Here is a 14,556-nt window from a genome sequence, read left to right as displayed (position 1 = left end):
TTTTAACTTCCCCCTGCTTGCTTGACCGGATTTTATGCCCATTCTGCGTACGTTTTTCGCAACAGTCCTGCTCGGTCTGAGCCTATGCGTTGGCCCAGCCCAAGCGGCTGACGCGCCGACTCCCGAGTCCGTTCAGCTCAGCTTGGATAAAATTGCTGATCGCAAACTGCCTGAGGCTGACCAAAAAGCCTTGCAGGCAGTGCTTGAGCAGACGTTGTCACTGCTGAGCAACAAAGCCGATTACGAGCAACGCCTGAGCGAAGTCAAAGATCAGCTCAACCGTGCGCCGCGCCAAACCCTTGAGAACCAACATGAGCTGGCGCGTCTCAAGGCGACTAAAGCGGTGCCTGTCGAGCAGCGTTACGCCCCGCTATCGGTACAGCAGCTAGAGCAAATGCTGGCCGAACGCACCACAGAGCAAGGTGAATTGCAAAAAGCGCTGGCCGGCGCCAATAGCCAGAGCATCGCAGCCCAGACCCGCCCCGAGCGCGCACAAGCCGAGATCAGCAACAGCCAGACCCGCATTCAGCAAATCAGCAACATCCTTAAAGTCGGTCGCGACAATGGCAAAGTGCTTACTGCTGACCAGCGTAATCAGCTCAGTGCCGAGTCCGCAGCGCTTACGGCCTTAATCGCCCTGCGCCGCCAAGAACTGGCGGGCAACAGCCAACTGCAAGATTTAAGTGGCAGCCAGCACGATTTGCTACTTGAGAAAACCACGCGTCAGGACCAAGAAATTCAGGACCTGCAAACCCTGATCAACAAAAAGCGTCTTGCCCAGTCTCAACAGACCGTGACAGAACAGTCGATCGAGGCTCAAAAATCCGGCAGCAGCAGCCTGCTAGCGACCGAAAGCGCGACCAACCTCAAACTCTCGGATTACCTTTTACGCAGCACTGACCGCCTCAACGTGGTGACCCAGCAGAATCTTGAAACCAAGCAGCAACTGGACAACGTCACCCAGAGTGACCAAGCACTGGATGAGCAGATCAACGTGCTGAAGGGCAGCTTGTTGCTATCCAAAATTCTTTATCAGCAGAAGCAAGCGCTGCCGCGGCTGCAAAAAATGGACAAGAATTTGGCGGATGAAATCGCTGATATTCGCTTGTACCAATTTGAGATCAATCAACAGCGCGAGTTGATCAGCAACCCGGTCACCTACGTCGACAATCTGCTGTCGACCCAGCCCGCCGATCAGGTGAACCCGCAGCTGCGAAAAACTCTGCTCGAACTGGTCAACACTCGCAGTGACTTGCTGGACCGTTTAAACCGCGAACTCAGTTCGCTGCTCAGCGAGTCGATCAACCTGCAACTGAACCAGAAGCAATTGCTCAGCACTGCTCAGAACCTGCGGGCAACGCTGGAAGAGCAGATGTTCTGGATCCCTAGCAACAAGCCACTGGACTTGGACTGGCTGGAATCAGCCCCGCGTCATCTTAAGCAACAACTCATCACTTTACCGTGGGGTTCCAGCATCACTGAGCTGGCAGAGGGCCTGATACAACGCCCACTGTTGTTTTTGCCCTTTGTGCTCGTGATGGTGGGGCTGCTGTGGAAGCGCAAGTACCTGTACAACAAGCTCAACGATATCCACAACGACATTGGCCACTTTAAGCGCGACAGCCAGTGGCACACGCCAAGGGCGATTTTGATCAACATCTTGTTGGCCATGCCGGTTTCGTTGGCCTTAGCCCTGTGCGGGTACGCCTTACAAGCCGATGGCCGAGGGATGAACGCCAATACCGGTGCCGCGTTGATGCAAATGGCCCAAGCTTGGCTGGTGTTTTACACCGCCTACAGAATTCTGGCGCCGGGCGGCGTGGCCGAACTGCATTTTCGCTGGGAGACGCCGCTGGTTGCCTTCTTGCAAAACTGGATTCGCAAACTCGGCTTTGTGGTGTTGGCACTGGTGGCCGTGGTGGCGTTTGCCGAACAGCAACCGGCGGCGCTGGCAGATGACGTGTTAGGCATCCTTGTGGTGTTGACGTGCTACGCCGCCATGGCGTTGTTGCTGTGCCGATTGATACTCAACAACCAAACCGAGAAAAAAGCCTATCGCCTGCGCAAGCTACTCGGGTTTGCCTTCGCCCTGCTGCCCCTCGCTCTGTTTGTGGCCGTATGTTTTGGCTACTACTACACCGCGCTCAAACTCAGTGACCGGTTGATCAACACCCTGTATCTGCTGATGTTCTGGATGGTGGCTGAAGCGACCTTTGTGCGCGGCCTCGCGGTCGCCGCCCGGCGGCTTGCATATCAACGCGCACTGGCCAAGCGCCAGGCCGCCAAAGAAGCAGGTGAAGGCAACGACGCCATTATCGAAGAACCGACATTGGACATCGAACAGGTTAACCAGCAATCGCTACGCCTGATTCGTCTGGCTTTGCTCGCCACCTTTATCGGTGTGTTGTATTGGGTGTGGGCCGACTTGATTTCAGTCTTTTCCTACCTCGACAACTTCACCTTGTATGAATACACCAGCGGAACCGGCGCCAACATGAGCATGGTGCCGATCAGCATTGGCGACGTGGTGGGTGCGCTGGTCATCATCGGCATCAGTATTGCGCTCGCACGCAACCTGCCCGGTTTACTCGAGGTGTTGGTGTTGTCACGCCTCGATCTGGCCCAAGGCAGCGCTTACGCCACCACGACCTTGCTGACCTACGTGATTATCGGCATTGGCTTTGTCGCCACCCTCTCGACCTTGGGCGTGAGCTGGGACAAGTTGCAGTGGTTGGTGGCTGCGCTCTCTGTCGGCTTGGGCTTCGGGATGCAGGAAATCTTCGCCAACTTCATCTCCGGCATCATGATCCTCTTCGAGCGCCCAGTACGGATTGGCGACACCATCACCATCGGCAACTTATCGGGTACCGTGAGCAAGATCCGCATCCGCGCGACCACCATCACCGACTTTGATCGCAAAGACATCATTGTCCCGAACAAAACCTTCATTACCGGGCAACTGATCAACTGGTCACTGACCGATACCATCACCCGCGTAACCCTCAAGCTGGGCGTCGATTACGGTTCTGACCTGGACTTAGTCAAGCAACTGCTGCTCAAGGCCGCGCACGATAACCCGCGCGTCCTCAAAGACCCCGAGCCGCACGTGTTCTTTCTTAGCTTTGGCCAAAGTACGTTAGACCATGAACTGCGAATGCACGTCCGAGACCTAGGCGACCGCAACCCGGTGCTCGACGAAGTGAACCGTTTTATCAACAACGAGTTCAAGAAACACCACATCAACATCTCGTTCCAGCAGATGGAGGTGTACCTCAAAAACACCAGCAATCAGGAATACAAGCTGGTGCCGATTGATCGCCCGGAGGAGGGCCAAAAGCCCCAACAAGACAAGCCCGGCTAGCACATCTGTGGCAGACGGCGCAGCTTCTGCTGTGCGTAGGAGCTGGCGCAGGGTTGGCGGTCCACACACACTTTGCTGGAGAGCGCTATGAAAGCCCTCGACGAACTGACCTTTGACAACCGTTTCGCCCGTTTGGGTGACGCGTTCTCAACCCACGTGCTGCCCGACCCTCTCGACGCTCCACGGCTGGTAGTGGCCAGCGAGGCAGCAATGGCTTTACTCGATCTCGACCCGGCTGAGGCTCACGACCCCGTATTTGCCAAACTGTTTGGTGGCCACACCTTATGGGCGGATGCCGAGCCCCGCGCCATGGTCTACTCGGGCCATCAGTTCGGCTCTTACAACCCGCAACTGGGCGACGGCCGTGGGCTGCTTCTGGGCGAGGTCTATAACGAAGCGGGCGAGCATTGGGACTTGCACCTCAAAGGCGCCGGGATGACGCCCTACTCGCGCATGGGCGATGGCCGTGCGGTGTTGCGCTCATCCATCCGTGAGTTTCTCGCCTCCGAAGCCTTGCACGCGCTGGGCATCCCTACCAGTCGCGCGCTGTGCGTGATCGGTTCGGACACTCCGGTCTGGCGTGAAAAACAGGAGCGCGGCGCCATGGTGTTGCGTCTGGCTCATAGCCATATCCGCTTTGGGCACTTTGAGTACTTCTATTACACCCAGCGCCCAGAACAGCAAAAGCAACTGGGCGAACACGTACTGGCCCTGCACTACCCGCAGTGCCTAGAACAGCCGGAGCCCTACTTAGCGATGTTCCAGAAAAGCGTTGAGCGCAACGCCGAGCTGATCGCCAAATGGCAAGCGTATGGGTTTTGTCACGGGGTGATGAACACCGACAACATGTCGATTTTGGGTATCACCTTCGACTTTGGCCCGTTTGCCTTCCTCGACGACTTTGACGCGCGCTTCATCTGCAACCACTCCGACCAGCAAGGGCGCTACTCCTTCAGTAACCAAGTGCCTATTGGCCAGTGGAACCTCAGCGCTTTGGCTCAAGCCCTGACACCCTTTATCAGCGTTGAAGCCCTGCGCGAAACACTCGACCTGTTCTTGCCGTTGTACCAGGCGCACTACCTCGACCTGATGCGCCGCCGTTTGGGCCTGACGACCGCTGAAGACGGCGACCAAACGTTAGTAGAAGACCTGCTGCAGCGCATGCAGGGGAGCGCCATCGACTACACCTTGTTCTTGCGCCGCTTGGGTGACGAACCCGCCGAGCAAGCCGTCGCCCGCCTGCGCGACGAATTTGTTGACCTTGAGGCCTTTGACCAATGGGCCGCGCTGTACGTTGCCCGCGTGAACCGCGAGGGCGAGATCGACCCACAGCAACGCCGCGAGCGCATGCACGCGGTCAACCCGCTGTACATCTTGCGCAACTACTTGGCGCAAAAGGCCATCGACGCGGCTGAAGCCGGGGACTACAGCGAAGTTCAGCGATTACACACCGTCCTCACCCAACCGTTTACCGAACAGCCGGGCATGCAAAGCTACGCCGAACGGCCACCGGAGTGGGGTAAGCATTTAGAGATTAGTTGTTCGTCTTGAGGTATTAGCCCCTGTAGGAGCGAGCTTGCTCGCGATCTTTTGATCTTAAAGATCGCGAGCAATCGAGCGTCGACCGGCTGCTCCTGCTCTTTTGGCTTCACTCGGCGCTAGCGAGTTCCAAATAAAAAACTTGAGGATCTGCATCTAAACTAGATTTAATGCCTATAGAAATTAAAACGCCGGCAAACCTCATAAGACCTGCTGCCTGCGACCCATAAATGATTAAAACTAAAATGCTCGTGCTGAGATAGTAAGAACCGAGATTCTTATTCATACAGTGTGGTTAGCCCAGTAATAGCGTGGCAACGACACTATTCGTCAGTAGGAGCAACCAGTCGACGCTCAATTGCTCGCGAGCTTTTAAAAGATCAAAAGATCGCAGCCTGCGGCAGCTCCTACGGGGATTTGGCATCAGGTCAAATTGGATAGGTCGTGCCTGTGCCGCCGATGCTGTGTTTGGCCAAGACCTTGGGGCAAAGACAAGATGGCTGGCAGATGGAATGGATAATCGCTGAGTAGTAACGCGAAAGACACCTGTAGGAGCTGCCGAAGGCTGCGATCTTTTGATCTTGACGTTTGAAGATCAAAAGATCGCGAGCAATTGAGCGTCGACCGGCTGTTCCTACAGGATGTGTGGCGTTCCCGCTCAAGACGTAAGTACCCGCCAAAGAAACGGACTACCCATCAGCTGATTGACCCTCTTTGCGCCAACCCCTATCCTCGCCGACGTCACGACACATTCGTGACCCGGTTTGACGGTCGGGCTCTTCATAGTGGAACGCATGCTCTAAAAATTCGTTCGCGCGCTTTCGTGCCCGAATGATTGTTATGGCGATTGTGTGTGGGGCATCCTCGGGTGCGCCGGGTTCCACTATGACCGGTCCGTCAACCTGCACACAGTTGCCACCCTTCGTTTGACGGCGATAGGTGGCAACTTCAAATTTATAGTGGAGTTAATTTATGCCCCTGATCACTCACCCTACCCCTTTTGGCCACAGCCTGACCGGCGATTGCCTGTTCAGTGTCAACGCGGGTATCCCCATTAAGCTGGCGCTGGAACTAGCGGCTCAGTTACTCAGCAGTGCCACGGCGCTCTGTGCAGAAAGCCAAGTCGCCAGCCCTAAAACCAGCCACAGTCTGACGTTTGCCAGCTTGCAACTGGTGGAAATGAGCAAAGGCTTGGTGGATGCCACGCTGGACAGCGTGTTGCAGGCCGACACGCTCAAATAAACATCTCTACCGGCACTTTAAAACGATCCGCCAGCCAGCGAATTTGTCGTACGTTGAGCGCAACACGTCGACACCACTGACTTTGGGCATCGGTCGGTGCTCAAGGTCATAGGCTTCGACCAACTGGTCGTAATTCGTTTCATTTTTAGGTTTTCGCAACAACGGCGACTGGATTCACCGTCTAGATGCGACACAGACACCGTGTGAGTAGATACGTCACCACCAGTGGCGGGCTTGATGAACATCTGCTGAACTGCACGCCACAGAACGATTGGAGTATTTGACATGACCGACCCGCTGCTCATCCCCTGCCCTCACTGCAACGGCCTTAACCGCATCCCTGCTGCGCGCGTGGGCGAGCACCCTAAATGCGGGCGCTGCAAAAATGAGGTGCTGATCGCTAAACCCTTCGATTTAAAGCAAACCGATTACGCCAGCCAGATCATAGGTGATCTGCCTTTGCTGGTGGATGTGTGGGCTGAATGGTGCGGGCCATGCAAAGCCTTTGCGCCTGTGTTTGAACAAGCGGCCAGTCAGTTGGTGGGTGCGTGCCGACTGGCCAAGCTGGACAGCGAAACCAATCAGCAACTGGCCGGGCAATTGGGCATTCGCTCGATCCCCAGCCTGATCCTGTACAAGAACGGCCAAGAAGTCGCCCGCCAAAGTGGCGCCTTCTCGTTGCAACAGCTTAAGGCTTGGCTGCAAAGCCACGGCGTGCAGGCTTAAGCGTTCTGATCCAAATAGTCGTGCAGCTCAATAAACTGCTGCGTCAGCTTGTGCCGCGGTTCGAAATGCACCAGCGGCCGGCTGGCCTGGTGCGATTCGCGCATTTTCACTGAGCTGGACAGGTATACCGGCAGCACGGGCATGCCCTCGGCAATCAACTCATCCAGCATTTGCTGCGGCAGGCTGGCACGGGCCTGAAACTGGTTAACCACAATGCCTTCGACCATCAGGTCTTCGTTGTGGTCTTCTTTAAGTTCTTCGATTTCGGTCAGCAGGCCATACAGCGCTTGGCGCGAAAAACTGTCGCAGTCGAAAGGGATCAGTACGCGATCACAGGCGATCAACGCCGAGACGGCATAAAAGTTGAGGGCTGGCGGCGTGTCGACATAAATACGGTCGTAGTCTTCTGCCAGCTCATCCAGCAACTTTTTGAGCTTATTGATCTTGTGCTTGGCCTCAAGCTTGGGCTGCAAATCAGCCAGCTCAGCGGTGGCGGTAATGATGTGCAGGTTTTCGAACGGTGTTTCGTAAATATCGACCCGATTCTTTTTCGAACCTACGTTGGCCGACAGGCTTTGCTTGAAAAACTCAGCAATGCCCATCGGAATGTCATCACCCGTCAACCCAGTGAGGTATTGGGTGGAGTTGGCCTGCGCATCCAGATCGACCAACAAAGTGCGGTAACCCTCGCTGGCGCTGACGGCCGCTAGGTTGCAAGCGATGCTGGACTTACCCACACCGCCTTTTTGATTGAACACCACGCGACGCATGTCTAAACCTCCGTGTATCAATAAGTGCCCGAGTGTAGATGTACTGTTGATACCTTCGCTACCTTGCAGCGAAAAGAGCTACAGCACTTGAGCAGATACCTGAATTGACACGCGAAATTATCGGGTTTTGGGGGAAGCCCATAGGTTATGCGTTTGGGGGTATGACCATTTTGCGCGCCAGCAATTGCGCAAACGCCTTGGCCATCGGTGAAGGGTCGCCCTTACGCTGTACCAGCCACACCGCAGTGCGGGCATCTGGGTCTAGCAAGGGCCGATAGACCACGCCTTTGATGCGCATGTGCTGGAACGACGCGGGTAATACCGAGACGCCCAAGCCTGCTGATACCAGCCCGATGATGGTCATGGCTTCGCCCGCTTCTTGTGAGAAGTGGGGGCTGAAGCCGGCCTGCCGCGCCAAACTCAGTAATTGCGCATACAACCCGCTGCCATGGGTGCGTGGGAAAAAGACGAACGGCTCGTCAGCCAATGCACTGATGAATACTCCGTTTTCACTGCCCTCGGCCAGCGGATGCTCGGCATGAATCACCGCCACCAAAGGCTCGCTGAACAATTCCACTGCCACCAGCGAATCCGGCAATGCCAGCGGGCGCATGACGCCCACTTCAATGGACTCCTCCACCAGCGCCTCTGCCACTTCGCGACTGCTCATTTCCATGAGGTTCAAATGCACTGCCGGGAAGGCTTGGCGAAAGGCAAAAATGGCCTGTGGAATGCTCGAGTTAAACGGCGCCGAGGCGGTGAAACCCACTTTCATTTCACCTAACTCGCCCAATTGCGCACGGCGAGCAACGTCGGCCGCTTTATCAACTTGCGCCAGCACCTGACGCGCTTCTCCGAGAAACAGTCGCCCGGCTTCACTCAGTTCGACCCGACGATTGGTACGGTCAAAAAGCCGCGCCCCCAGTTCTTCTTCTAACGCCTGTATTTGCTGACTCAACGGCGGTTGAGAAATACCCAGCACTTGTGCGGCACGGCCAAAGTGCAGTTCTTCAGCGACCGCAATGAAATAGCGCAAATGACGCAGTTCCATACATACCCCATTAAGTCGTTAAACCTATCAAATAGGTCGAATAATATATTGGAAAGAATCGTTAGGGAGCTATATTCTTTTGCCATTGCCGCTCGGCTACCCCCTCCTGAGGTCCCCGTGAAAACTGCTGTCGCTCCACTCGCTCACGAAGTTGCCCCGTCTGCGCTGGATGACGTTGTCGCTCAACTCAATGACGTGTTTATCGAAAAAGGCACGCCGATGTTTATGCGCACGGTGCTGGCACTGTTCTCGGGGGGTTTTGCGACATTTGCCTTGTTGTATTGCGTGCAACCGATGATGCCGATGTTGTCCCATGAATACGGGATTAACGCCGCGCAGAGTAGCCTGATTTTGTCCGTTTCAACCGGGATGCTGGCCATCGGCCTGCTGGTGACGGGGCCGATTTCCGATGCCATCGGACGTAAGCCGGTGATGGTGTCTGCACTGTTCAGTGCGGCAGTTTTTACAATGCTCAGTGCGTGGATGCCCACTTGGGAAGGTGTGCTGATTACCCGTGCGCTGGTGGGTTTGTCGCTCAGTGGCTTGGCCGCCGTGGCGATGACGTATCTGAGTGAGGAGATCCACCCACAACATATTGGCCTGGCGATGGGCTTGTACATCGGCGGCAATGCGATTGGCGGTATGAGCGGTCGGCTAATCACCGGGGTGTTGATCGACTTTGTCAGTTGGCACACTGCAATGCTGGTTATCGGCGGCTTGGCGCTGGTCTTGGCGCTGGTGTTTGTGAAGATCCTGCCAGAGTCGCGCAACTTCCGTGCGCAAACCATGAACCCTCGCAGCTTGTTGAACGGCTTTACGATTCACTTTCGAGATGCCGGTTTGCCGTGGTTGTTTCTGGAAGCCTTTTTGTTGATGGGCAGCTTTGTCACGCTGTTTAACTACATCGGTTATCGCTTGCTGGCCGAGCCGTACAACATGAATCAGGCCGTGGTGGGCTTGCTGTCGGTGGTGTACTTGTCGGGGATTTACAGCTCCGCGCAGATCGGCGCGCTGGCTGACAAATTGGGCCGTCGCAAGGTGCTGTGGGCCGTGATTGTGCTGATGCTGGTAGGGATTACGCTGACTATGTTTGAGCCCATCGCGCTGGTGATTATCGGCATGCTGCTGTTCACCTTCGGCTTCTTCGGTGCGCACTCGGTGGCCAGTAGCTGGATCGGTCGTCGTGCGACTAAAGCCAAGGGTCAAGCCTCGTCGTTGTACCTGTTCTGTTACTACGCCGGGTCGAGCGTGGCCGGTACTGCGGGCGGTTTTTTCTGGCACTACGCGGGCTGGAACGGCATCGGCGCGTTTATAGGCGCGTTGTTGATCCTCGCGTTGTGGGTCGCGCTGCATTTGGCCAAACTGCCCGCGTTACCGGGCAATACTAAAAACGCCTAAGCCCCACAAATACCCCGTAGGAGCGAGCTTGCTCGCGATCTTTTAAAAAGATCAAAAGATCGCAGGCTGCGCCAGCTCCTACGAAATGGACTGCACCCAAACACCGTGCGCATGGTGTTTCCACTGCCAGCCGTTGATTGCAGCCTTTGTGCCTCGTCAGCGACTACAGGCTTAGTCCGTTTGCTGCGCGACAGCGCGGCGTCGAAGACGGGGCAGCAACTCCTACCGGGTTATGGGGTTATGGGGTTATGGGTGAGTGATTTGTAAGTGCGCTTCTAAAGTCTGATCGTTTTTTTCCAACGTCAGGCTTTCTAACTGGGCGCCTTCTTGTTCGATGCGATTAAGCCACTCCAACACCGCCAAGGCATTGCCGCTCAGTGTGATGCGCAGCCTCTGGGTATCCATTTCAAACTGCTGCACATTCAGGCCCGCACTCGTAGCACTTTGACTGAGGCGGGTGCTTAAAGGTTGTGTATGAACCTTGGCCGTTTGGGCAGGCTGCGCTCGCTGTACTTCTGCTGCTTGCACCACGTGCTGGGCGTATAACGTTTGAGCCGCGGTGAGGCGTTGCTGCGCAGGTTGCCAAACACTGTAGAAACCAAACACAACCGATAAGAAAACCGCCAGCACCCCGCACAGTTGGCGGTCACGCCGCGGTAGCTGTCGCCAGCGCTCATGCAATAGAGCCTTCATAAAGCGTCCTCCAAGGTCAGCAACGCCTGCACTCGATTGCCTTGCTGGCTGGCGTTGTCGAGCGTAATCGGCAGCGCGCTTTGCACCCCACGCGCGCGCAGTTGCTCAAGTTCGGCAAAGCTGTTGGCGGTGATGTTTAAAGTCCAACCCACAGTGGCGCGCCATTGCATACGCTGCACTTCAACGCTACTGGCACCAATTACTTGCTGCGTTAGCTGAAGCAATCGGAGTAAATGCCCGTTTTGTTGAGTCGCCCCTTGCTGCTGCAAAGCGTTGAGCTGCGCCGACAAATTAACGATGCGGGTGTGCTCGGGGTACAGGGTTTTAAAGTGCTGCTCACTCTGGGCGTAGAGGCGGGCCGCTTGGTCCTCAAGGAAGCTGCTGCGCAGGTGCATTGCCCCCACAGCCAAGGTCACCATCAGCAACGACACAACAGCGATACCCCGCCAAGGCAAGCGCTGGGCTGTGCGCCGAAACTCACCTTGTAGCAAGTCGATAGCATTAGGCGACGCATCGCTCATCTCAAACGCCAGCTCTCTCCACGCTTCGCAGTGGCCTTCCTTTACTACCTGAAGTGCCTCAGGGGATAACGCCAGCCGAAGGCTCAACGCGCCACCTGCAATCCAGCGCCCGCCCCACCACGCCACGCACGCCTGTTCACCGGGCAATAGGTCGGCATCCACGTGCACACTGACGATATTCAAGCCGCGCTCATGCAACTGCGCTAACAACGTTTTGAAACGCTCACGGTGAATCACCAGCAACGGATAACACCGCTGTTCGTCCGGCTCACCCACGGCGATGTGCAGTTCATCGAGGTCATCGACCAGTTGCTCTTCTACCGAAAAAGCTAAAGTTTGTGGACTCGGCCGACGCCTTCCCGACCAAGGTTCAGTGCGCAGCCAACTGCACATTTCCATGGGCAAAATCAGTTTCACCTCACGTGCGGCGAGTGCTTGGGCAGCCTCGTTCAACGAGGTTACGTGGACTATTTTTTCGTCGTTCCACACACAGCCCCGTGCAGCGTTAAGGTCAGTGTGGCTAATGCTATGAGCGGTGAGGTAAAGCCAGCTGTTCATCAAGAAGATTCGCTGTGTGCAGGGGCTAAAAAGCGCCGCTGTTGAAGGTGCCATGTGCCGGTTTTAAGATCGCGGGTCAGGTCGCTTTCAAGGCGCAAGCGACTTTGCCCAATGCGCACGTGGGTGGTGATGCGAAACCAGCGGCTGTGCGTCCCAAGCCCCGCCTCTTGGATGCCTAAGCCCATTAGCGCCGGGCTAAAGGTAAAGTCTTGAACGCTGGCAAAACCGTTTAACGGGCGCTCGCTCAGTAACCGTCGAGCCATACCCGGCGTGACGCCTTCTAAGGTGCCGAGCAAGGTGGCAGAGGCGGTGTTGATGTTGAGCGTCGCCTCTTTGCTCAGCAGGGCGATCCAAGGCTGCATGCGCGCGAACCACACGGCATCCACGCCGGGCAGCAGGCGCAATTGGCTGATGTCGCTCACGCTCAGACCCTGCAATGCGCTGGCCTCTACGACTGGCACTTCAAGCAGGGTTTGCAGGCGCAGCCAACGCTGCTTTGTCACTGCGTCCACAGGGACTTGGGTGAGTAAAGCGCTCACGTTGAAACGTGCGGCCAAGTCTTCGATTTCAACGTCGATTTGGCCGTTGTCGATCAGCATTTCAGGTTGCCCAGTAGCCCAAGCTTGGCCTGCGGCGACGGCGAGCTTGGGGTCAACCAACAGCGCGCTCAAACGCTGCCGAGCCCAAGCTTCTCCGGCAAACGCTAACTGCCTCAGTTGCAGTTGATGGAGTTGCTGAGCGCTGCTGTGCAGGGCCAGACGATGGCTGCGCAACATGCCTGCGGTGATCAGCAGCGCAAGGCTCATGACGAGCAACACGGTGATCAGGGCGATGCCTTGCTGGCCCTTGCGCATCACCCACCCTCCGGCAGCAGAATAACGCGTCGCAGCTGTTCAAATCGCCCCGCCGAGAACTGCAACTCAAGGGCTTGCGGCATGCCTTTGGGGGCCGCTTTGCCGGTAGGCCAAGCGTTACGCCAGCCCACGTCACGGTCGTACAGCCGCCAGCGCAAATCGCTTACGTCGCTGAGCAGTTTTTGCGTTTGCACTTCGCCACCTTCAAGGTCGCGGCTGTATCGCCAAAGCACCCCGTCTTGCACTTGGTAGCTGACGTCTTGCAGCTCGCTACGCGGCTGGCCCAGCGGGTTACGCCAGTTAGCGCGGCGCAGGTTGAGTTGGTTGGCGTTAAGCGTCAGTCCAAGGTGCTTGGCCGATGTTTGCAGGTGCAACACATCACGCTCAATCAGCGCCACGGCGCGCTGCACATCGCGTAAGGCTTGCTCGTGGGCGCTGCTGCTGCGTTCGGCGCGTATCACGCCGTCAAACAGACGCCAGCAGGCCACGCCCAGCAAAGCGAAAATAGCGATGGCGATGACCAGTTCGAGCAACGTAAAGCCCGCTTGCGGCTTAGTCATGGTTGCGCGCTAACCAGTGGGTCACGTTGAGTAATGTCTGATCACTGGCTGCAGGGCTGACGCTCAGCTCTACCCGTAAAAGACCACTGGCTGGCTCGCTCACGATCTGCTGAACCACACGCCACTCGCGTTGAGCAAAGCGTTGATTGAAGCTGCGCGACCCTACGGCCAAGGTCGCGGCTTGAAGGTGCAGTTCGTTGAGCTGGTTGTCTGCCAACCAGCCGGCAAATAGTCGGGCTTCGACCCGAGCGCTTTGCCCCAACACGTATTGGCTGGCTGACATGACGGCAGCCGCCAACGTGGCAAACACCGCTAGGGCGATCATGACTTCGAGTAAGGTAAAGCCTTTTTCAGCCCTCATTCGTGGCCTCGAAGGCTTCGAGTAGCGGGTTGCCAAGGCCGTCGCTGTAAAGGCTCTGCCAGCGCAGCGGCGGGCTATCGAAGTGCAGTGCAAAAGGCGTGTTTTCATCACTGCTGAGCCACCACAACTGCGGCGTCCGCTCGCCCACGGCAAGGTTTTGCGAACGTCCCTCCAAGATCAACGTCAACACCACACCGCTGGGCATCTTCACCGTAGGCTCAATGGCCTGCCAGATGTCATCTTGAAGCTGCATCAGTTGATAGGCTTCAGGCTCCAGCCGCAGGCCATACTCCTGACCTTCGAGTACCGCTTTCTCGCGCAGCCCCTGCATCAAGGCAAGCATCACGTTGGCTTCTTGCCGCGCCTCGCGGGCGCGGTTGTCACCGAGGCTGATATGCACCATTGAGGCCAGCACGCCTATCAGCACCATCACCACCATCAGCTCGATCAAGGTGAAGCCCAGCGATGAATATCGCATGCCTCAGTTGCTCCAATTGCCGATGTCAGCGCCATACCCTTCGCCACCTTGAACGCCATCGGAGCCGAAGGAAAACAGCTCATAGCCTGCGGAGTGGCTGCCTGAGTTGAGGTATTGATAAGGCGTGCCCCACGGGTCGACTGGCAGGCTTTTGAGGTAGCCCTGAGGGTTCCAGTTTCTAACCACCGGGGTGCCCGTCGGGCGTTTAACCAGCGCTTCAAGACCTTGCTGCGTCGAGGGGTAGTTGAACGTGTCTAAGCGGTACATTTCTAGCGCGGTGCTAATGGCTTGAATATCGGTTTGGGCGGCTGTGACCTTGGCTTGATCCGGACGGCTCATAAATTGCGGCACCACGATGGCGCCCAGCACACCAATGATGACCACGACCACCATGATTTCAATTAGGGTAAAGCCACGTTGGGTTGATTTTTGAGAAGACTGCAT

Annotated in this window: 14 protein-coding genes and 1 pseudogene; 5 read left to right on the top strand and 10 right to left on the bottom strand. The window is 56.5% G+C overall.

Annotation, left to right across the window (positions count from 1 at the left end):
• Positions 1 to 34: 34 nt before the first annotated feature.
• The 3 genes from mscK to AQS70_RS22040 all read left to right on the top strand — a co-directional run bounded on the left by mscK (position 35) and on the right by AQS70_RS22040 (position 6,142).
• On the top strand, positions 35 to 3,361 hold the full coding sequence (gene mscK, locus AQS70_RS22050; protein ID WP_055104858.1) for a mechanosensitive channel MscK: 3,327 nt from the start codon (positions 35 to 37) through the stop codon (positions 3,359 to 3,361).
• Between the two features lie 87 nt (positions 3,362 to 3,448).
• On the top strand, positions 3,449 to 4,912 hold the full coding sequence (selO, locus tag AQS70_RS22045; RefSeq protein WP_055104857.1) for a protein adenylyltransferase SelO: 1,464 nt from the start codon (positions 3,449 to 3,451) through the stop codon (positions 4,910 to 4,912).
• A 960-nt stretch (positions 4,913 to 5,872) separates the two neighbouring features.
• Complete coding sequence (locus AQS70_RS22040; RefSeq protein ID WP_055104856.1) at positions 5,873 to 6,142, top strand: DUF3077 domain-containing protein; 270 nt, start codon at positions 5,873 to 5,875, stop codon at positions 6,140 to 6,142.
• Here the strand turns inward: AQS70_RS22040 and AQS70_RS24145 are convergent.
• Positions 6,135 to 6,316, bottom strand: a pseudogene (locus tag AQS70_RS24145) (hypothetical protein). The gene AQS70_RS22040 and the pseudogene AQS70_RS24145 sit on opposite strands and share 8 nt — an antisense overlap.
• Before the next feature lie 111 nt (positions 6,317 to 6,427).
• Between AQS70_RS24145 and trxC the strand changes: the two are divergent.
• The gene (trxC, locus tag AQS70_RS22035; protein ID WP_055104855.1) at positions 6,428 to 6,868 is read left to right on the top strand and encodes a thioredoxin TrxC; all 441 of its coding nucleotides are present in this window, start codon (positions 6,428 to 6,430) and stop codon (positions 6,866 to 6,868) included.
• Here trxC and AQS70_RS22030 read toward each other — a convergent pair.
• Positions 6,865 to 7,638, bottom strand: coding sequence for a ParA family protein (locus AQS70_RS22030; RefSeq protein ID WP_055104854.1), 774 nt, complete (start codon positions 7,636 to 7,638; stop codon positions 6,865 to 6,867). The genes trxC and AQS70_RS22030 overlap by 4 nt on opposite strands.
• A gap of 145 nt (positions 7,639 to 7,783) precedes the next feature.
• Positions 7,784 to 8,689 (bottom strand): LysR family transcriptional regulator, encoded by a 906-nt coding sequence (locus AQS70_RS22025; RefSeq protein WP_055104853.1) that lies wholly within the window; start codon positions 8,687 to 8,689, stop codon positions 7,784 to 7,786.
• Positions 8,690 to 8,854: 165 nt separating this feature from the next.
• Here AQS70_RS22025 and AQS70_RS22020 point away from each other — a divergent pair, with 165 nt between their 5' ends.
• Positions 8,855 to 10,087 (top strand): MFS transporter, encoded by a 1,233-nt coding sequence (locus AQS70_RS22020; protein ID WP_420912363.1) that lies wholly within the window; start codon positions 8,855 to 8,857, stop codon positions 10,085 to 10,087.
• A gap of 246 nt (positions 10,088 to 10,333) precedes the next feature.
• Here the strand turns inward: AQS70_RS22020 and gspM are convergent, their stop codons facing one another.
• From gspM to gspG, 7 genes are read right to left on the bottom strand one after another with little or no spacing between them, the layout of a single operon-like run.
• Positions 10,334 to 10,780 carry a type II secretion system protein GspM gene (gene gspM / locus AQS70_RS22015; RefSeq protein ID WP_055104851.1) on the bottom strand — a complete coding sequence of 149 codons (447 nt, stop codon included), beginning with the start codon at positions 10,778 to 10,780 and terminating at the stop codon, positions 10,334 to 10,336.
• Positions 10,777 to 11,859 carry a type II secretion system protein GspL gene (gspL, locus tag AQS70_RS22010; RefSeq protein WP_055104850.1) on the bottom strand — a complete coding sequence of 361 codons (1,083 nt, stop codon included), beginning with the start codon at positions 11,857 to 11,859 and terminating at the stop codon, positions 10,777 to 10,779. The genes gspM and gspL overlap by 4 nt, the downstream gene beginning before the upstream one ends.
• Positions 11,859 to 12,713 carry a type II secretion system protein GspK gene (locus AQS70_RS22005; RefSeq protein ID WP_055104849.1) on the bottom strand — a complete coding sequence of 285 codons (855 nt, stop codon included), beginning with the start codon at positions 12,711 to 12,713 and terminating at the stop codon, positions 11,859 to 11,861. The genes gspL and AQS70_RS22005 overlap by 1 nt, the downstream gene beginning before the upstream one ends.
• Entirely contained in the window at positions 12,713 to 13,273 is a 561-nt protein-coding gene (gspJ, locus tag AQS70_RS22000; protein WP_055104848.1) for a type II secretion system minor pseudopilin GspJ, read from the bottom strand. Before gspJ ends, AQS70_RS22005 begins: the two co-directional genes overlap by 1 nt.
• Positions 13,266 to 13,634, bottom strand: a complete 369-nt coding sequence (gene gspI / locus AQS70_RS21995; RefSeq protein ID WP_055104847.1) for a type II secretion system minor pseudopilin GspI — start codon at positions 13,632 to 13,634, stop codon at positions 13,266 to 13,268. The genes gspJ and gspI overlap by 8 nt, the downstream gene beginning before the upstream one ends.
• Positions 13,624 to 14,112: a type II secretion system minor pseudopilin GspH gene (gene gspH, locus AQS70_RS21990; RefSeq protein ID WP_055104846.1), complete on the bottom strand. Its 489-nt coding sequence runs from the start codon at positions 14,110 to 14,112 to the stop codon at positions 13,624 to 13,626. Before gspH ends, gspI begins: the two co-directional genes overlap by 11 nt.
• A gap of 3 nt (positions 14,113 to 14,115) precedes the next feature.
• Entirely contained in the window at positions 14,116 to 14,556 is a 441-nt protein-coding gene (gene gspG, locus AQS70_RS21985) for a type II secretion system major pseudopilin GspG (RefSeq protein WP_055104845.1), read from the bottom strand.

The sequence above is a fragment of the Pseudomonas endophytica genome, from assembly GCF_001411475.1.
GTDB classification, from domain to species: domain Bacteria; phylum Pseudomonadota; class Gammaproteobacteria; order Pseudomonadales; family Pseudomonadaceae; genus Aquipseudomonas; species Aquipseudomonas endophytica.
This window is presented reverse-complemented; position numbering and strand designations above follow the sequence as displayed.